Source organism: Croceibacterium aestuarii (genome assembly GCF_030657335.1).
GTDB lineage: Bacteria > Pseudomonadota > Alphaproteobacteria > Sphingomonadales > Sphingomonadaceae > Croceibacterium_B > Croceibacterium_B aestuarii.
This window is the reverse complement of sequence record NZ_CP131039.1, coordinates 1,177,327-1,195,453: the sequence shown is the minus strand read 5'-3', so window position 1 is coordinate 1,195,453 and position 18,127 is coordinate 1,177,327. Positions and strand designations below refer to the sequence as shown.

Sequence of the window (18,127 nt, the reverse complement as noted above, 5' to 3'; positions counted from 1 at the left end):
TTTCCGATGATTTCCCCTACCGCATCGTCCGCAGCGTAATCGACCTTCGCGTCACGTCCATCGGCACGATCGAGTGCTCCCATGCGTCGCGGACCTCGCCGCTCAGCAGGTAGAGGCTGCGGCGCGGCAGCTCGACGGCGCGGCGCTCGAAGCCGCCGGTGGGGGTGCGGCGGCGCAGGCGCAGGGTGGCGGGGGCGGTGAGCGAGAGGCCGAGGACCTCGCCGTATTGCGGGCGGTCGCGGTGCCAGCCGATGCCGGCGCCGGGATCGTAGCGGATGACGAGGCCCTGGACGAAATCCTCCGCCGCGCGTCCGGCCAGGCCGGCGAGCCGGCTGCGCAGATCGAGCAGCCAGGCGGGCAGCGGCGGCGCCGGGATGGGGTGGCCGCGCTGGTAATCGTAGGCGGTGCCGAAGTTCGCCGTGAGCCGCTTGCCCTGCCACTGCCCGAACTGGAACGGGGCGAGCGCGCAGGCGTCGACGCGGCGCTCCAGCTCGGCCTCGAGCGCGGGACCGACGGCCTCCTCGACGAAGACCAGCCCCGGGACCGGCGGGGGCGCGCCGAACAAATCGCACTGCTGAGCCATTTTTCCGATATAGGAACGCGATGCGCCAAGCACACGCCATCCTCACTTTCGAGACCGACGGGCAGGGCCTGCTCGACGTGACCCACGACATCGCCAGCTGGCTGCGCGCCAGCGACATCCAGATGGGCACGGTGACGCTGTTCTGTCAGCACACCAGCGCCAGCCTGCTGATCAACGAGAACGCCGCCCCCGCGGTGCGCCGCGACATCCTGCGCTGGCTCGACATGGCGGCGCCCGAGGGCGGCGGCTACGAGCACGACAGCGAGGGGCCCGACGACATGCCCGCGCACATCAAGACGATGCTGACCGGAACCTCGCTGACCGTGCCCTTCGCCGACGGTCGGATGCTGCTCGGGACCTGGCAGGGGGTCTACCTCGCCGAGCACCGCGCCGAAGCCCACCGCCGCTATGTCGCGTGCCACGCGATGGGGGATTGAGCGCGCGGGCCGGGCGGGCAAAGCGACGGGCGCGGGATTCGGTCAGGAACAGCGCGCGGGCGCGGGCATTGGGGCAGCATATGCCGATCGACATCAAGGCCAGCTTTTCCTTCACCCTGCCGCAGGCGAGCGACGTGCTGCTGCAATTCGAGGCGGCGGCGATCCCCGAGCAGCGGATCCTCGCCAGCGACTGCCGCACGAGCAAGGCCGACGACTTCGCCCGGGTGCCCGCGCAGGACACCATCGGCGAGCGGCTGTGGCTGCGCGCGCACGGGCGCTTCGAGGTCAACTACAGCGCCACGGTCGAGGTCGACCGGCTCGTCCCCACCATCGACACGCTCGCCGCGCTCGAGCCGCACGAGCTACCCGGCGAGGCGATCGAGTACCTGCTCGCCTCGCGCTATTGCGAAGTCGAGCGGCTGCAGTCGTTCGTCGGCTCGCGCTTCGGAGCGACCGCGGGCGGCGCGCGGATCGCCGCGATTCGCGACTGGATCGCCGAGAACTTCAGCTACGTCGCCGGATCGAGCGACGCCAACACCACCGCAACCGACAGCTTCGTCGAGCGCCGCGGGGTGTGCCGCGACTATGCCCACGTGCTGATCGCCATGGCCCGCGCCTCGGCGATCCCCGCGCGTTACGTCAGCGCCTATGCCCCCGGGGTGACGCCGCCCGACTTCCACGCCCTGGCCGAGGTGTTCCTGGCCGATCCGACGATCCCGCACGGCGGCGCCTGGTATCTGGTCGACGCCACCGGCATGGCCGACCCGGCCGAGACGGTGAAGATCGGCGTCGGCCGCGATGCCGCCGACGTGAGCTTCATGACGGTGTTCGGCGAGGCGGAATTCGGCGACAAGGAGGTTTCGGTGAGCCGCTCGGCATGAGCCCGGCGCGCGGGTTGTTGCCACGAGGCTAATGGTTAATTAAGGTTAATGGCCATGAGCGGCGAACTCCAGGGGGGTCGCGACAGAAAAGGGGCAGCCTGCACGTATCGGCTCTGACGCCAGGCTTGGCGGCGTGGGCGAGCGTTGCGGCATCGAACGATGGCAAGCGACTACGAAGGGGAATTCGCGCGGACCTGGCTCGAGATCGACCGGCGTCCGCACATCGCAGTTTCAAGCGACCTGGCGCTGCAGTTCCAATGCGGACGGGCGGGAGCGCTGCTGCGCGATCCGCTGCCGGTGAGGATTCGCAACAATCGGCTGCGCATCGAGGACGAGCAGCGGCCGGGCGAGTTCGCCCGCTTCCTGCAATCGTGCGACGCCACGCCGCGCCGCTTCCTGCTGCGGGCCAAGTCGAACGGGCACTGGGCGATGGTCTTCGCCTGGCGGCCGCAGCAATGGGAGAACCTGATCTTCCTGCTGTTCAATCTCTCGATGCCGCACTGCGATATCTCCGACAGCGGGATCGTCGAGGACTTGCGCCTGACGCCCGCGGAAATCCGCGTTCTCGAGCTCTTCCTCCAGCTCAAGGTTCCGCGCGGCATCGCCGACGAACTCGACGTTTCGATCTCCACCGTGCGCAGTCACCTCAAGCAGATCTATTCGAAGGCCGCGGTGCAATCGGGGATCCAGCTGCACCAGCTGGTGCGAACCTACTGCGCCGCCTGAGCCCCTGCGGAGCCGTGCGGAGCAGGTAGTGTTCCGAATTGACACACTCGCTTCAACTCACCGCATTTCCCCCCACCCTCACCAAAATTGGGGATGCGAATCGCAAATTCAAAGGTTAATAACCGGTTAACTTTAGAGAGATCGGGCGGACGTGCGTTCGTCAAGAGCTCCGGGGCATGCAAGCGTTTTGGACGGGGCAATGTCATGAAATCAAGGGCACGGCTTGCGGCATGTTTGCCGCTGGCGATCTTCATCGCGGTTCCTGCAGCGGCGCAGGACATGGTCTACCAGCCGATCGACCCGTCGTTCGGCGGCAATCCGTTCAATTCGGCGCACCTGCTGGGCATCGCCAATGCCCAGAACGACTACAAGGATCCGAACGCCCGGAGCACCAATTCACAGGCCGACATTTTCGCCCGTCAGCTGCAGTCGCGCCTGCTCTCGGCATTGTCCTCGCAGATCGTCGACGCGATTTTTGGCGACAACCCGCAGCAGAGCGGCACGATCAGCTTCGGCGGACAGACGATCGATTTCTCGCGCGGTCTCGAGGACGTGACCCTCAACATCACCAACGACGAAACGGGGGAGGTGACGACGATCGTCATTCCCACCTTCATCGAAGTGAACTGAAGGCAGACGGCCCGGAATTATGCGTCTCTCCCCACTCTTTGCCAGCGCTGCTGCACTCGCCCTGACCGGCTGCATGACGGTTACCGAAGACGGGCGGGATCTGATTCCCGAAACCCGCTCGACCGCGTTCATTCCCGCGCAGACGCAGACGCAGACGCTGCTTGCCGCGCTCCCCGCGCCGAGCCGCCCGGTCGCCATCGCGGTGTACGGATTTTCCGACCAGACGGGGCAGTTCAAGCCTTCGGAAACCGGGCAGACGCTGTCGCGCGCGGTCAGCCAGGGCGGCGCCTCGATCCTGATCAAGGCGCTGCAGGACGCGGGCAACCGGCAGTGGTTTACCATCGTCGAGCGCGAATCGCTCAAGAACCTGCTCAACGAACGGCAGATCATCCGCGAGATGCGCGAGCGCTATCTCGGCGAGCAGGGGGTCAACCCGCAGGCCCTCCCCGCGCTGCTGTTTGCCGGCGTGCTGCTCGAAGGCGGCGTGATCGGTTACGATACCAACACGGTTACCGGCGGGGCCGGCGCCGCGTTCCTCGGGATCGGCGGCCGGACCGAATATCGCCAGGATACCGTCACGGTCTACCTCCGCGCGGTTTCGGTCCGCACCGGCGAGGTGCTGACCACCGTCACCGCCTCCAAGACGATCGCCAGCAAGTCGATCGGCGCGAACGCCTTCCGCTACATCGCCTTCAAGGAACTGCTTCAGGCCGAAGCCGGGATCACCACCAACGAGCCCGACCAGCTGGCGCTGCAGCAGGCCATCGAGAAAGCCGTCTACAGCCTCGTGCTCGAAGGCGTCGATCTCAAGCTGTGGGATTTCGCCGACCAGCAGGCCGGCTGGCCTCTGCTCTGGCAGTATCGCCAGGAGCGTGCGGGCAAGATCGACCAGGCTTCGGTGGAAGCCGCGTTGAAGAACGCGCCGCCGATGGAGCCGCTGAAGATCAAGCGCACGGCCGCCGCCGAGGCGGCCGAGCAGGATGCCGTGGGGCGCCCGCGCGCCCCGACGAGGAATTGAACACGCCGCTCGCGGCGTGAGCATAAGGCTGGGGCGGGTGCCGGACCTGCCCCGTGAAAGCCGAGTTTTCCGGTGGCCCGAGGGAGAGTTGCAGCTCTCTTCGAAGGTCAATGCAAAAGGCGCGCCGGAGTTGCAGCCCCGACGCGCCCCATTTGACGAAGTTGCTGTGTGAACAACCGTGTCTGCCCCGGCCCTCGGGCCGAGACAGGCATGGTTATGAAACTCCGAAGGGAGCTTTACAACCATGTTAACCAGGCGAGCAAATACGCCCCCGCTATCATGGTCAACCGCGCGCGCGGCGCGCGGTTCCCGCTCCCGTTCGGAACAGCAATGGACCGCCGCCGTGCCTGGGCATGGCGTGGGCATCCCAATCGAAACCCGCTCACGGGTTCGTCGACGTGTGTCGCAACGCCTCGCCCGGGGATTCTGCCGCGGACGAGTTTCAACACAAATGTTTCCAACGGAGTAACATCATGAAAAAACTTCTTCTTTCCTCGGCATCAGCAGCCGCCCTGCTCGTTGCGGTCCCTGCGTTCGCGCAGAACACTTCGACCGTAGACCAGAACGGAACCGATCTCGGCGCCGTGGTTACTCAAAGCGGTTCGAGCAACGGCAGCACCGTGACTCAGACCGGCAGCGGCAACGATGCAAACGTCACGCAGAGCGGCACCAACGGCACGTCGTCGGTCACCCAGTCGACCGTGAATTCGCAGACGCCAGACCGCAACAACACGGTCACCGTCAAGCAGTCGGGCGACAGCGCCGACTCGACCGTCGTACAAGAGCGTGGCGACGGCATCGACAATCGCAATCGCGTGTTCGTCGAGCAGGACGGCGACAACACCTCGAGCGTTTCTCAGGCTGGCACCGCAAACGCCGCCGAAGTCCATCAGAGCGGCGGCACCGGCAACGATTCGACGATCACCCAGGGTGGACAGCTGAACTCGGTCGGCGATGCTGTTGACGAAACCGCTTCGGCTGGTGTCACGCAGGTCGGTAACGACAACATCTCGACGGTCGACCAGAACCCGGCGAGCCGCGCCGTTGCCAGCGTTCTCCAGGATGGCGATGCTAACAACTCAGCTATCCGCCAGGAACTCATTGGCGGCCCTGGTTCGGCGGCTGCATCGCATGCGACAGTGTCGCAGACGGGCACAAGCAACGAGTCGACCATCAATCAGCTGAGCAGCGAGAACCCGAGCCTGCTCGACGCTTCGGTCATCCAAAACGGCGAGGACCTGGTTTCGACCATCGACCAGAGCGGTTCTGACAACGATGCGAGCGTCAACCAGAGCGGCCTCCGCAACACTTCGGACATCGACCAAAACGGCGACGGCAACAGCGCCATCGTGACGCAGGCGGGAACCGACAACGAGAGCATCGTCGAACAGGGCCTGACCAACACTGCCAGCACCGGCAATTCCGCCGATGTGGATCAGCAGGCCGGCGCCTCGAACGCGTACAGCAGCGTGCAGATGAACGGCGACGGCAACTCCGCCGGCGTCATCCAGTCTGCCGCGAACACCGAGAACTACACTCGGGTCGACGGCGCCAACAACGACAGCTCGGTCACCCAGCGCGGCGCGAACGGCGTGAGCACCCTGTTCCAGGGATACCAGTCGTACGTTCCTCGCCCGGAAACGGCTGACGGCAACACTGCCACCGTTACGCAGAAGGCCACGTCCGAATATGCTGACAGCTACGTCTGGCAGGCTGGCAGCGACAACACCGCCACCGTCACCCAGTCGGGGACGGCCGCTTCGCTCGACACCGGCTACAACTTCGTCGATGTCGAGCAGATCAGCGACGGCAACACCGCCACTGTCGATCAGGTAGCGGATCGGTCGCGCGCAACGATCTACCAAGGCTACGAGCAGATCGTTCCGGGCACGTATGGCTACAACTACGCTCCTGGCACGGGCAATACCGGCACGATCACCCAGATGGCGGGTGGCGACGACTCCAAGGCTGACATCATCCAGGGTGGCAGCGGCAACACCGCCAGCACCACGCAGTCGGGCCTGAGCAACCTGAGCCAGCTCAATCAGCTGGGTTCGGGCCACACCGCGGACGTGACGCAGAGCGGCGCGGATAACGAGTCGCTGCTCGTTCAGTACGGCATGGACAACACCGCCACGGTGACCCAGTTGTCGAACGGCAATTCCTCGACCGTGAACCAGGACGGCAGCGGCAACACGGTCACCGTCACCCAGGGTCTCTAATCGAACCGGCCGGCGTCCTTAGCGACGCCGGCCTTTCGGTTTTTCCGCAGGAAGAATTCCGATGAAGAAAATTCTTATGACTTCGGCTTCGGCGGCAGCTTTGCTGATCGCGATGCCGGCAATTGCCCAGAACAACACTTCGACGGCAACGCAGAGCGGCTCCAACCAATCGGCCGAGGTGACTCAGACAGGTGCCGACAGCAGTTCGACGATCACGCAGAGCAACGCCAACAACGTCGCCAACGTGCAGCAGCAGGCAGACACGGACGGCGCGAACAGCACAATCGCGCAGACCGGCAAGGACGAGCGCGCGAGCGTGATCCAGGACGACGGCGCGGCCAAGTCGACTGTCACCCAGTCGGGCGGCGCACAGAATGCCTCTGTCAACCAGAGCGGCGCAAGCACGTCGTTCATCACGCAGAGCAACCGCTACAACGAAGCGAGCGTTCAGCAGACCGGTGACCGCAACCTGTCGACCGTCAACCAGAGCGGCATCAACGGTGCGGCCGGCGATCCCGACAACAACTACGCCAGCGCGGATCCCACCAACCTCGTTGGCGTGCTCCAGAGTGGCGATGACAACACCAGCTCGATCACTCAGACGGGCGACAACACCAATGCCGCCGTCACGCAGTCGGGCGCGTTCAACCTCGCCGAGATCAACCAGGCGGGCAACTTCTCGAACGCCACAGTGGCGCAGGACGGCGACCGCAATACCGCCAAGGTCATCCGCCAGAGCGCTGACGGGACCGGCGATGCCAACCCGGCCAGCGAGCCGGTAGTCCCCGACGTGAATGCCGACGCATTCGTGGTCCAGAATGGCGACGACAATACCGCCGCGATCACGCAGGACGCTGTGCCGGCCTTTGCCTCGATCACGCAGAACGGCGACGACAACCGCTCGACGATCGACCAGACCGCCACTGCCGAGAACGCTTCGGCGACCTCGGTGCAGAACAGCGACGGAAACACCTCGCGCATCACGCAGAGCGCCGGCGCCACTGCCAACGTCTCGCAGGGCGGCGGGGTCAACACGCTCGGCTCGCGCACCTGGGACGGCGCCGATCTGCCCCCACCGAACGGCGCGGGCGAAGCCTATGCCAACAACGTCTCGCTGATCGACCAGTCGGCCGACGGCGCCTCGGCAACGGTCGGGCAGAACGGGATTCTCAACCGTTCGAGCATCAACCAGAGCAACCTTGCTTCGGCCGATGTCGACCAGTCGGGCGTGTACAACACCTCGGTCATCAACCAGAGCGGCACCGGCTCGGCCGAAGTCACGCAGGGTAGCGTCACGGGCGACTTCGCGCGCAATGCGTCCCAGATCGACCAGACCGGTACCAACGGTTCTGCGACCGTCACGCAGTACGGCGCCAACCAGAGCCCGCCTGCCAACGCCCCCACCAACGTGTCGTTGATCGCGCAGAGCGGCGACAGCAACGCGGCGACGATCGGCCAGAGCGGCGACGAGAACCTGTCCGACGTCGACCAGTCGGGCACGGCAACGCTGGCCGATGTCTCCCAGACCGGCACGAACCTGACCTCCAGGGTCACCCAGACGGGCGTTCTCAACGGCGCTCAGGTGACTCAAACCGGTTCGGATAACGAATCGACGATCAACCAGTCGTCGACGGTCCTCAGCGGTGCGGTGGTCTACCAGAGTGAATCGGGCAACGACTCGACGATCAACCAGGGTCTGATCGGCGGCCATCAGGCGAACGTTTCGCAGACAGGCACCGACAACGAATCGACGGTGAGCCAGGGCGGCCTCGCCAACTCCACTGGCGAATACTTCGACGAGACCGCCAGCGGCGTGAACCAGGCGGGCGACCATGGCAGTTCGTCGGTGACGCAGTCGGGCGGGTTCCAGTCGGCCTATGTCGAGCAGCTCAGCACCAGCGTGCTGGCCCGTTCGACGATCGACCAGGGCACGAACGGCTTGTTCGGCATCGGCGCCGGCTCGCAACAGGTGGCCTACGTGTCGCAGGATGGAACGAGCAACGGCTCGGATATCACCCAGCGCGGCACGAGCCAGACCGCCAACGTCGTCCAGTCCGGCACGGGCAACGAATCCGACATCAGCCAGGGTAGCGTGGGCTTCCTTGGCATCAACTCGGGTTCGGGCAACACCGCCAATGCGACCCAGTCGGGTGAGGACGGCTATTCGTCGATCATCCAGACGGGCACCGACAGCACTGCGACGCTGACCCAGAGCGGGACCGGCAACGACTCGTACATCACGCAGTCGGGATCGGACCAGACCGCGACGGTGACACAGTCGGGCACAGACGCGTTGTCGACGGTGATGCAGAGCGGTTCGGGCAACACCGCAACCGTAACGCAAAGCGGGAGCTAACCGCTTCCAGGCGCCGCGGCCCGGCATCTACGCCGGGCCGCGGATCGCCAACCACCCGATTTTAGAGTAAGGACAGGATTGATGAGTCACCGCGCCTTCGGATACCTCGCATCCCTCGCAGGCGCGCTCGGCGCTTCGGCGGCCGCGCAGGCCGCGTCACCTGTCTGCCCCAATCAAACCGCAGGAGAGAGCGCCATGACGAGCGACAGCGCGCCGGGCCGCACCACCGTGATCCGCACCGGGACCGGGCACAGCGCCACGATCGTGCGCAACGATCCCGACGGCACCGTCAGGCTCGAGCAGCACGGCAAGGATCACGCCACCTTGGCCGTCCAGTCGGGCACCGGCGAGGTTCTCGACATTCGCCAGAGCGGCAGTTCCGCCGAAGCCGACGTGGTGCAGGACGGTGCCTGCAACGCCACCGAGCTTGCGCAGTCCGGCGAGGGCAATCGCGCCACCGTCAGCCAGTCGGGCAGCGGCAACCGCGTCGTCGTGCGCCAGGGCCCGAGCAAGGAGTGACCACCATGCGGAAGCCGATCCTGACGACCTCGCTCGCCGCCGCGCTCCTCGTGGGGGCGGCGCCGGCGCTTGCCAACGGCAACGGTCCGTCGTCGCACGGCGAAAGCAGCCAGCAGCACGACGACGATCACGACCGCGGCCACTCGTGCGACGGACACAACCGGTGCCGCGGCCAGGGGCACCAAAGCCATGGCAACGGCCACGGCTACGGCCACGATCATGACGGCGACGATCATGACGGCGACGATCACGGCGGCGACGTTCACGGCGGCGGCGCGCCGCTTGCCATCGTCCGCCCGGGGAACGACAGCGGCGCGTTCATCACGCAAGTCGGCGAGGAGAACCGTGCCTCGATCACGCAGTCAGCCAACACCCAATATGCCCGCATTTACCAGGACGGCGCGCGCAACGGTGCCGATGTCGGGCAAAGCGGCGGCGGCGCGCACTACGCGTTGGTCGGCCAGTTCGGTGCCGACAACGTGCTGACGCTCGATCAGGCGGGCGAGAGCGCCCAGGTTGCGTTCCTCAAGCAGTTCGGCGACGGCAACCACATGGCCATCGACCAGCAGGGCAGCGCGGTCAGCAACGGCGTGGCCGCGCTCCAGCTCGGCGATGGCAACGCGATTTCGCTGACGCAGGACGGCGACAACAACCAGGCGCTGCTGGTCCAGAAGGGCTCCGACAACGAGATGAACGCCAGCCAGAGCGGCGACAACAACCAGCTTGCATGGACGCAGATCGGCGACGGCCTGTCGCACGTCGCGATCGAGCAGACAGGCGGGCAGGCGATGCAGGTGATGCAGAGCCGCTGATGGTCCGGCGCCCGATCGTCCTGGCCTGCCTCGCCGCCCTCGCCGCGCCTGCGCAGGCGGCGCCCGATCAGCGCACGCAAGTCGACGAATTCGCCATCGGCGCGGGCCCCGACCGGCCCGGCATCGAGCAGATCGCGCCCGGCGGCGATCCTGTTGCAACGCCGCCGCAGGCGCACGACCGGCAGGTCACGACCGACCAGGAGCAGGCGCCCTCCGCGGCGCCGATTTCCCAGCTCTCCAGCTCCGACGACGGAGCCGCGCCGGTACAGGTCGCGCCGCCGGGTGCGCCCGGTGTGCGGGTTTCGTCGGTGTCGAACAGCGCCGACAGCCGCCCGCAATCCGCAGCGCCGATCAAGGGAGCGGACCGCTGCGATCCGCAGCTCGACCGGGCGAAACTGGCCGAATGTCGCCGCATCCTCGAGCGCCGCGCCGGGGAGTTTCACGCTCCCACCGCGCCCGTCCTGAGCGCCGAACAGCGGCTCCTCGCCGAGCAGGACAGCCGCGAGTACGGCGCCGCAAGGAGCCCGGATTCGCTTCGTTTGCGCATCGCTTCGCACGGCGACCCCGATGCCGACGCGCGCAGCAACCAGGAGCTGGCCTCGATCTATCTTGCCGGAGATCAGACGCCGCCGAGCGAACCCGCGCAGCCCACCGAGCCCGAGGCCGCCGCGAACCTCGCCGAGGTGCTGCGGGGCATCATCGTCGACATGCAGGCGAACGGCGGCGGGAGCCAGTGAGAGCGCCCGGCCGCCGCTCGCCGCCGCTCTCCTGATAACGTTCCCAACCGCCCTTTCGCGCTACCGCGTTTCGTGACATACCCGCGTGCGGGGGCCATGCTGCATTGCAGCGCGGCCAAGTTGCGGTATCAAAAGGTAGCTATGACATTCACAGCCGACACGCTGATCCTGTTCGGCGCCACGGGAGATCTTTCGCGGCGCATGCTGCTTCCCTCGCTCGCCGCGCTCGATCACGACAAGCTGCTCGCCGAGGACTTGCGCATCGTCGGCACCGCCCGTTCGGAGATGAGCGACCAGGATTTCCGCCAGTTCGCGCGTGAGGCGCTGGAGAAGTTCCTCCCGGCGCAGCGCCGCGGATCGATGGCCGACTTCCTCAACCGCCTGAGCTACCAGGCGCTCGACGTCACCACCCCCGAAGGGTTTAAACAGCTCGCCGCCAAGGTCGGGCCGGACCACAAGCTGGCGATCTTCCTGTCGACCGCGCCGAGCCTGTTCGAGACCACCATCGCCGGGCTCAGCCGGGTCGGTCTGACCACCGGCGACACCCGCATCGGGCTTGAAAAGCCCCTCGGCACCGACCTTGCCAGCAGCTGCGAGATCAACGACGCGGTCGCCGCTGCCTTCCCCGAAGAGCGGATCTTCCGCATCGACCACTACCTCGGCAAGGAGACGGTGCAGAACCTCATCGCGCTGCGCTTCGCCAACGTCCTGTTCGAACCGCTGTGGAACGCGCGCCATATCGACCACGTGCAGATTACCGTCGCCGAGACGGTCGGGCTCGAGGACCGCGTCGATTTCTACGACGGCGCCGGGGCGCTGCGCGACATGGTGCAGAACCACATGCTCCAGCTCCTCGCGCTGGTGGCGATGGAGCCGCCGAGCGGCATGTCGCCCAACGAAGTGCGCGACGAGAAGGTCAAGGTGCTGCGCTCGCTGCGCCAGGTCCAGAGCGGCGAAACGGTGACCGGGCAATACCGCGGCGGCGCCAGCGGCGGGCAGATCGTGCCCGGGTACGACGAGGAGCTGGGCAAGCCCTCGGACACCGAGACCTTCGTGGCGCTCAAAGCCCATGTCGACAACTGGCGCTGGCGCGGCACGCCGTTCTACTTGCGCACCGGCAAGCGCCTGCCCAAGCGCGTCACCGAGATCGTGGTCCAGTTCAAGTGCGTGCCGCACTCGATCTTCAACGGCGCCAAGATGCAGCCCAACCGGCTGGTAATCGGCATCCAGCCCGAGGAGAACATCACCCTTTCGCTGATGGCCAAGGTCCCCGGGCTCGACCGCGAGGGTATGACCTTGCGCGCGGTGCCGCTCAACATCGCCATGCCCGACGCCTTTTCCGGCAAGGAGCGGCGCATTGCCTACGAACGCCTGCTGCTCGACCTGATCGAGGGGGACCAGACGCTGTTCGTGCGCCGCGACGAGGTCGAGGCGCAGTGGCGCTGGATCGACGCGATCCGCGCGCTGTGGGCCGCCGACAAGCACGAGCCCAGACCCTACAGCGCCGGCTCGTGGGGCCCGAGCGCGTCGATCGCGCTGGCCGAACGCGACGGAGTCACCTGGAATGAGTAACCTCCACCCGACGATTGCGCGGGTCACCGACCGCATCATCGAACGCTCGAAAGCCTCGCGCGGGGGCTACCTCGCGCTGATGGACCGCGAGGGCGAGCGGCACGCGGACCGCAATACCGCGCTGCCCTGCTCCAACCTCGCGCACGGCTTTGCCGCGACGGGCGAGGACAAGGACTCGATCGCCGCGCAGCGCGGGCCGAACATCGGCATCGTCTCGGCCTACAACGACACCATCTCCTCTCACCAGCCGTTCGGCGCCTATCCGCCGCAGATGAAGGTCTGGGCACGCGAGGTCGGGGCGACCGCGCAGGTCGCCGGATGCACCCCGGCGATGTGCGACGGGGTCACCCAGGGTGCCGACGGGATGGAGCTGTCGCTGTTCAGCCGCGACGTTATCGCCCTGGCGACGACGGTCGGCCTCAGCCATGCGATGTACGATTCGGTCGCCATGCTCGGAATGTGCGACAAGATCGTGCCCGGGCTGCTGATCGGCGGCCTGCGCTTCGGCTATCTGCCGACAATCTTCTTCTCCGCCGGGGCAATGCCGACCGGCATCTCCAATAAGGAGAAGCAGCGCGTCCGCCAGCTCTATGCCGAGGGCAAGGCGACCCGTGCCGAATTGCTCGACAGCGAGAGCCGATCCTATCACGCGCCCGGGGTGTGCACGTTCTACGGCACGGCCAATTCCAACCTGATGATGCTCGAGATGATGGGTCTGCAACTGCCCGGCTCGGCGTTCATCAACCCGGGCACGCCGCTGCGCCAGGCGCTGACCCGTGCGGCGGTCCACCGCCTGGCCGAGATCGCCCGCAATCCGGGATCGGGGCAAGCCGGCAACGATTACCGCCCGCTGGCGCACTGCGTCGACGAGCGTTCGATCGTCAACGCCGCGGTCGGACTGCTGGCGACGGGCGGGTCGACCAACCACGCGCTGCATGTGCCCGCCTTCGCCCGCGCCGCCGGGGTCATAATCGACTGGGACGATCTTGCCGAGCTGAGCCATGCAGTGCCGCTGCTGGCGCGCGTCTATCCCAACGGCGAGAGCGACGTGAACCATTTTCAGGCGGCTGGCGGCCTCGGTTTCGTGATCCGCGAACTGCTCGGCGCCGGGTTGCTCCACCGCGACATCCGCACCGTCTACGGCGAGGGCATGGACGCCTATACCAAGGAGCCCTGGCTCGACGGCGAAACGCTCGCCTGGCGCGACGTGGGCGAGGCCGGAGACGATGCGATCCTGCGCCCCGCCTCGGCGCCGTTCCAGGCCGACGGCGGCATGCGGCTGGTGACGGGCAATCTCGGCCGGGCGACATTCAAGACCAGCGCGGTCGAGGAAGATCGCTGGACCGTCGAGGCGCCGTGCCGGGTGTTCGAGACGCAGCATGCCGTCGCCGAGGCCTTCGCCGCCGGCGAACTCGACCGCGACGTGGTGGTGGTCGTGCGCTTCCAGGGCCCGCGCGCCAACGGCATGCCCGAACTGCACAAGCTGACCCCGCCGCTCGGCGTGCTGCAGGACCGCGGCTACCGCGTCGCGCTGGTCACCGACGGGCGCATGTCGGGCGCCAGCGGCAAGGTGCCCGCGGCGATCCACTGCAGCCCCGAGGCGCTGGGCGGAGGCCCGCTGTCGCGTCTGCGCGACGGCGACGTGGTGCGGCTGAGCGCCACCGACGGCACGCTCTCGACCAGTGCCGATCTCGCCGCGCGCGAACCGGCTGTCATGCGCGAGGAAGAACAGGGCACGGGCCGCGAGCTCTTCGCCATGTTCCGCCGCTTCGCCGACGAGGCCGAAAAGGGCGGCAGCGCCATGCTCGCCGAAGCGGGGCTTTGATGTTTCGCCGCCATTCTCACCACCTGCCCGCGGGAGGGCCGTAGGATGACCGATATCGTCGCGGTCGATATCGGCGGCACCCACGCCCGCTTCGCCATCGCCACCATCGCCGCCGACGGCACGATCCAGCTTGGCGAACCCGAAACGCTGCACACCGAAGATCACGCCAGCTTCCAGACCGCGTGGGAGGCGTTCCGCGAGCGCATGGGCGGAACTCTGCCGAGCGACGTCGCCATGGCCATTGCCGGCCCGGTGGGCGGCGAGGTCATCCGCTTCACCAACAACCCGTGGATCATCCGCCCGGCGCAGATCGAGGCCAAGCTCGGCGCCACGCGCTATACGCTGGTCAACGATTTCGAGGCGGTGGCGCACGCCGTAGCGCGCGCCGACGCGAGCGAGTTCCTCCACCTCGCCGGCCCGGACGAGCCCTTCGCACCCAAGGGCACGATCAGCGTGCTCGGGCCCGGCACGGGCCTGGGGGTCGCGCACCTGTGGCGCGATGCCGAGGCGGGCACCTACCACGTTCAGGCAACCGAGGGGGGGCACGCCGATTTCGCCCCGCTCGACACCATCGAGGACGCGATCCTCTCGCGCCTGCGCAGGCGGCACACCCGCGTCTCGGTCGAACGCGTGGTCTCCGGCCCGGCAATCGTCGACATCTACGAGACGCTCGCCGCGCTCGAAGGCCGCGCGGTCCCTTCCGAAGACGACGTCGCGATCTGGACCCGCGGCATAGAGGGCAGCGACAGTCTCGCCGCGGCCGCGGTCGACCGCTTCTGCCTCGCGCTCGGCGCCACCGCGGGCGACGTCGCGCTGACCCAGGGCGGCTTCGCCGGCGTGGTCATCGCCGGAGGTCTCGGCTACCGCATCCGCGAGATCCTGCTGACCTCGGGTTTTGCCGAGCGCTTTCGCGCCAAGGGACGCTTCGCGGGCCTGATGGCAAGCATCCCCGTCAAGCTCATCGTCCACCCCCAGCCCGGGCTTTACGGAGCGGCTGCCGCCTTCGCCCGCCAGCACCTGGCATGACCTCGGTCGCCGATCTCCTGGGCCGCCTGCAGGCTTTGCACGCGCGCACCGCGGAGACGCCGCTGTTCAACCCGGTGTTCCAACTCTCGCTCGACCTGTCGCGCGATCTGGAGAGCGGGCGGCTGACGCTCGACGACTGCGCCGCGCTGATAGCCGAACTCGAATGCGCCGCGCTCGACCGGCGCGCCGACCGGCTCCACCGCCTGGTCGAACCGGTCGATCCGGACGCCAACCTCGCAGCGCTCGCCGCGTGCTCTCCCGCCAACGATTTCGCCAGCTTTCGCGCCGCGTGGGAGGCGCCCCAGCTCCACGCGGTGTTCACCGCCCACCCGACTTTCCTGCTCGCGCCCGCGGAGACCGCAGCGGTCGCCGCGCGCGCCGCCGAAGGTGCCGGCAGCGCCTGTGTCACCGCCCCCGAACGTCCGCAAATCACCCTCGCCTACGAACATGCCGAGGCGATGAAGGCGATCGCCAACGCCCAGGGCGCGCGCGACCGGATCGTCGCGCGGCTGCTCGATATCGCCCGCGAGCGCTGGCCCGGCGAGTGGCATGAACTCGCGCCGCTGCCGTTCCGCTTCGCCACCTGGGTCGGATACGACATGGATGGTCGGACCGACATCAAGTGGTTCCACTCGATCGGCTTCCGGCTGGCGGAAAAGGCCGAGCGGCTGCACCGCTACGTCGCCTCGCTCGAGGCGATCGATGCCGCCCACCCGCTGCTCGGCGAACTCAAGCCGGCGGCGGGCTATGCCGCCGACCGCGCGGCCGAATTCGCCGCCGACCTGACCGACCCCGCGGCGCTGTCCGTCGCCGCCAACCGGCTGACCGCGAACGATCCGCGCAAGTGCCTGACCCTCGCGCCGTTCGTCGAGGCGCTGGAGGACGAGGCGCGCGATGCGCAAGCGGGGCGCGCCGTCGCGCTCAAGACGCTGGCCGCGGCAATGCGCGCCGACGGGCTGGGCATGGGCTGGATTCACTTCCGGGTGAACGCCAAGCAGTTGCACAACGCGATCCGCCGACGGATCGACCCGAAGGGCGAACTCGACCTCGCCACCAAGGGCGCGATCGTCCACTTGCGGCGGGCCATCGAAGAGGTCGAACCGCTGCGCAGCAACTTCGCCGCGCTGGCGATCGAGAGCTCGACCGCGATCCGTCAGTTCCTGGCCATGGCGCAGATCCTCCAGCACGTCGACGGCGACGCGCCGATCCGCATGCTGGTGGCCGAGTGCGAGGAGCCGGCGACGATGCTCGCCGCGCTCTATTTCGCCAAGCTGTTCGGAATCGAGGGCAAGGTCGACATATCGCCGCTGTTCGAAACCGAGAGCGCGCTCGAACACGGCGGGCGTTTTCTCGACGAGCTGCTGGCGGAAAAGGAGTACCAGGATTACGCCAGGGTGCGCGGGCGGGTGGCGATCCAGACCGGGTTTTCCGACGCCGGGCGCTTCGTCGGACAGATCCCCGCGAGTCTCGCCATCGAGCGGCTGCAGGGACGGCTGGCAGAGGCGATGAAGGCGTCGAATCTGACCGATGTCGCGGCGCTGATTTTCGACACCCACGGCGAATCGATGGGCCGCGGGGCGCATCCCAACGGCATGCAGGACCGGCTCGAATGGGCGCTGAGCCCGTGGGCGCGGCGGCGCTTCGCCCGCGCCGGCATTCGCCTCGAACCCGAGGTCAGCTTCCAGGGCGGCGACGGCTACCTGTGGTTCGCCACATCGGAGCTGGCGCTCGCCACCCTGACCCGCATCGCCGAACTGCATCCCGCGCAGACCGACAAGAACGCGGCGCCGGATCCGTTCTATCGCCGCACAGATCTCAGCCTCGACTTCTACCGGGCGATCAAGGACCAGCAGCGCGAGCACCTCGAAAGCCGCACCTACAGCCGTGCCATCACCGCTTTCGGGCTCGGCATGCTCAATCCGACCGGCAGCCGCGTCTCGCGCCGCCAGTCGGACCTCTCGGCCGACCGCGAGATGAGCCTGCGGCAGATCCGCGCCATCCCGCACAACGCCATTCTGCAGCAGCTCGGCTATCCGGTTAACGTCATCGCCGGGGTCGGCAGTGCGGCGGAAGGCAACTACGAGGAACTGGCGGCGCTGCTCTCGGACAGCCCGCGCGGACGGCAGCTGATGCGGCTGGTGCGCGCGGCCGACGCGCTGGCCAGCGTCAAGACCGTCGCCGCGTTCGGCGAGCTGTTCAATTCGGCCTACTGGGCCAGCCGCCCCTATCGCGGAACAGAGAACAATCTCGCCCGCCCCTGCGAGGCGCTGGCCGAATACCTGGTCAAGGACGACCGCAACGGCGTGTTCCGCCGCCTCGCCAGCCGCCTGCGCGTCGACGCGCTCAAGCTGCACCGGCTTTACGCGCTGATCCCGCCGGAGGTGGCCCGCGAGGACCGCGAGGACGTGCGGCGGATGATCGGCGTGCTGCAGGCGCTGCGCCTCGCGCTGTTCCAGCACATGTTCATCTGCGCGGTATCGATCCCGGCGTTCAGCCGCGCCAACGACATCAGCCGCGACGACGTTCTGGAAATGGTCTTCACCCTGCGCATCGAAGAGGCGCTCGAGCAGCTGCGGCGCACCTTCCCGACCGAATTCCCGCGGCTGCGCGATTTCTCGGTCAGCGAGCCGAGCGACTACCCGGACAGCGGCGAGGAAGGCTATGGCGCCTTGCGCGCCCGCTTCATCGACCCGATCGAGGGCGCCTACGGCCTGTCGCTGCGCATCGGCCGGGCCATCGCCAACCTGTTCGGCGCGCACGGATAGCACCTGCTCCTCCCCGTT

At 67.5% G+C, this 18,127-nt stretch carries 15 protein-coding genes; 14 read left to right on the top strand and 1 reads right to left on the bottom strand.

Translation table 11 applies throughout. From position 1 onward, the window contains the following. Window positions 1-16: 16 nt before the first annotated feature. Window positions 17-583 (bottom strand): alpha-ketoglutarate-dependent dioxygenase AlkB, encoded by a 567-nt coding sequence (locus Q7I88_RS05725; RefSeq protein WP_305098081.1) that lies wholly within the window; start codon window positions 581-583, stop codon window positions 17-19. Between the two features lie 20 nt (window positions 584-603). Between Q7I88_RS05725 and Q7I88_RS05720 the strand changes: the two genes are divergently transcribed. From Q7I88_RS05720 to Q7I88_RS05655, 14 genes are all read left to right on the top strand, one after another. Then, the gene (locus Q7I88_RS05720; RefSeq protein ID WP_305098080.1) at window positions 604-1,020 is read left to right on the top strand and encodes a secondary thiamine-phosphate synthase enzyme YjbQ; all 417 of its coding nucleotides are present in this window, start codon (window positions 604-606) and stop codon (window positions 1,018-1,020) included. Between the two features lie 80 nt (window positions 1,021-1,100). After that, window positions 1,101-1,901 (top strand): transglutaminase-like domain-containing protein, encoded by an 801-nt coding sequence (locus Q7I88_RS05715; protein WP_305098079.1) that lies wholly within the window; start codon window positions 1,101-1,103, stop codon window positions 1,899-1,901. Between the two features lie 159 nt (window positions 1,902-2,060). Beyond that, the gene (locus Q7I88_RS05710; RefSeq protein WP_305098077.1) at window positions 2,061-2,627 is read left to right on the top strand and encodes a helix-turn-helix transcriptional regulator; all 567 of its coding nucleotides are present in this window, start codon (window positions 2,061-2,063) and stop codon (window positions 2,625-2,627) included. A 204-nt stretch (window positions 2,628-2,831) separates the two neighbouring features. After that, window positions 2,832-3,257 carry a curli production assembly/transport component CsgF gene (locus Q7I88_RS05705; RefSeq protein WP_305098076.1) on the top strand — a complete coding sequence of 142 codons (426 nt, stop codon included), beginning with the start codon at window positions 2,832-2,834 and terminating at the stop codon, window positions 3,255-3,257. A 19-nt stretch (window positions 3,258-3,276) separates the two neighbouring features. Continuing rightward, the gene (locus tag Q7I88_RS05700; protein WP_305098075.1) at window positions 3,277-4,275 is read left to right on the top strand and encodes a CsgG/HfaB family protein; all 999 of its coding nucleotides are present in this window, start codon (window positions 3,277-3,279) and stop codon (window positions 4,273-4,275) included. A gap of 473 nt (window positions 4,276-4,748) precedes the next feature. Further along, window positions 4,749-6,497 carry a beta strand repeat-containing protein gene (locus Q7I88_RS05695; protein WP_305098074.1) on the top strand — a complete coding sequence of 583 codons (1,749 nt, stop codon included), beginning with the start codon at window positions 4,749-4,751 and terminating at the stop codon, window positions 6,495-6,497. 61 nt (window positions 6,498-6,558) lie between these two features. Beyond that, window positions 6,559-8,853, top strand: coding sequence for a beta strand repeat-containing protein (locus tag Q7I88_RS05690; protein ID WP_305098073.1), 2,295 nt, complete (start codon window positions 6,559-6,561; stop codon window positions 8,851-8,853). Window positions 8,854-9,048: 195 nt separating this feature from the next. Further along, a complete protein-coding gene (locus Q7I88_RS05685; protein ID WP_305098072.1) occupies window positions 9,049-9,372 on the top strand; it encodes a hypothetical protein in 324 nt (107 codons plus the stop codon). Between the two features lie 5 nt (window positions 9,373-9,377). After that, on the top strand, window positions 9,378-10,184 hold the full coding sequence (locus Q7I88_RS05680; RefSeq protein WP_305098070.1) for a hypothetical protein: 807 nt from the start codon (window positions 9,378-9,380) through the stop codon (window positions 10,182-10,184). After that, window positions 10,184-10,921: a hypothetical protein gene (locus Q7I88_RS05675; protein ID WP_305098069.1), complete on the top strand. Its 738-nt coding sequence runs from the start codon at window positions 10,184-10,186 to the stop codon at window positions 10,919-10,921. The genes Q7I88_RS05680 and Q7I88_RS05675 overlap by 1 nt, the downstream gene beginning before the upstream one ends. Window positions 10,922-11,062: 141 nt before the next feature. After that, window positions 11,063-12,493, top strand: coding sequence for a glucose-6-phosphate dehydrogenase (gene zwf, locus Q7I88_RS05670; RefSeq protein WP_305098068.1), 1,431 nt, complete (start codon window positions 11,063-11,065; stop codon window positions 12,491-12,493). Next, window positions 12,486-14,318, top strand: coding sequence for a phosphogluconate dehydratase (gene edd, locus Q7I88_RS05665; protein ID WP_305098067.1), 1,833 nt, complete (start codon window positions 12,486-12,488; stop codon window positions 14,316-14,318). Before zwf ends, edd begins: the two co-directional genes overlap by 8 nt. Before the next feature lie 45 nt (window positions 14,319-14,363). Next, window positions 14,364-15,344 carry a glucokinase gene (gene glk, locus Q7I88_RS05660; protein WP_305098066.1) on the top strand — a complete coding sequence of 327 codons (981 nt, stop codon included), beginning with the start codon at window positions 14,364-14,366 and terminating at the stop codon, window positions 15,342-15,344. Next, window positions 15,341-18,109: a phosphoenolpyruvate carboxylase gene (locus tag Q7I88_RS05655; protein ID WP_305098065.1), complete on the top strand. Its 2,769-nt coding sequence runs from the start codon at window positions 15,341-15,343 to the stop codon at window positions 18,107-18,109. Before glk ends, Q7I88_RS05655 begins: the two co-directional genes overlap by 4 nt. Window positions 18,110-18,127: the final 18 nt, after the last annotated feature.

Bases quoted from the DNA above. Each gene is read 5' to 3' on its own strand.
- Q7I88_RS05725 (WP_305098081.1), bottom strand. From the start codon at position 583: ATGGCTCAGCAGTGCGATTTGTTCGGCGCGCCCCCGCCGGTCCCGGGG.
- Q7I88_RS05720 (WP_305098080.1), top strand. From the start codon at position 604: ATGCGCCAAGCACACGCCATCCTCACTTTCGAGACCGACGGGCAGGGC.
- Q7I88_RS05715 (WP_305098079.1), top strand. From the start codon at position 1,101: ATGCCGATCGACATCAAGGCCAGCTTTTCCTTCACCCTGCCGCAGGCG.
- Q7I88_RS05710 (WP_305098077.1), top strand. From the start codon at position 2,061: ATGGCAAGCGACTACGAAGGGGAATTCGCGCGGACCTGGCTCGAGATC.
- Q7I88_RS05705 (WP_305098076.1), top strand. From the start codon at position 2,832: ATGAAATCAAGGGCACGGCTTGCGGCATGTTTGCCGCTGGCGATCTTC.
- Q7I88_RS05700 (WP_305098075.1), top strand. From the start codon at position 3,277: ATGCGTCTCTCCCCACTCTTTGCCAGCGCTGCTGCACTCGCCCTGACC.
- Q7I88_RS05695 (WP_305098074.1), top strand. From the start codon at position 4,749: ATGAAAAAACTTCTTCTTTCCTCGGCATCAGCAGCCGCCCTGCTCGTT.
- Q7I88_RS05690 (WP_305098073.1), top strand. From the start codon at position 6,559: ATGAAGAAAATTCTTATGACTTCGGCTTCGGCGGCAGCTTTGCTGATC.
- Q7I88_RS05685 (WP_305098072.1), top strand. From the start codon at position 9,049: ATGACGAGCGACAGCGCGCCGGGCCGCACCACCGTGATCCGCACCGGG.
- Q7I88_RS05680 (WP_305098070.1), top strand. From the start codon at position 9,378: ATGCGGAAGCCGATCCTGACGACCTCGCTCGCCGCCGCGCTCCTCGTG.
- Q7I88_RS05675 (WP_305098069.1), top strand. From the start codon at position 10,184: ATGGTCCGGCGCCCGATCGTCCTGGCCTGCCTCGCCGCCCTCGCCGCG.
- zwf (WP_305098068.1), top strand. From the start codon at position 11,063: ATGACATTCACAGCCGACACGCTGATCCTGTTCGGCGCCACGGGAGAT.
- edd (WP_305098067.1), top strand. From the start codon at position 12,486: ATGAGTAACCTCCACCCGACGATTGCGCGGGTCACCGACCGCATCATC.
- glk (WP_305098066.1), top strand. From the start codon at position 14,364: ATGACCGATATCGTCGCGGTCGATATCGGCGGCACCCACGCCCGCTTC.
- Q7I88_RS05655 (WP_305098065.1), top strand. From the start codon at position 15,341: ATGACCTCGGTCGCCGATCTCCTGGGCCGCCTGCAGGCTTTGCACGCG.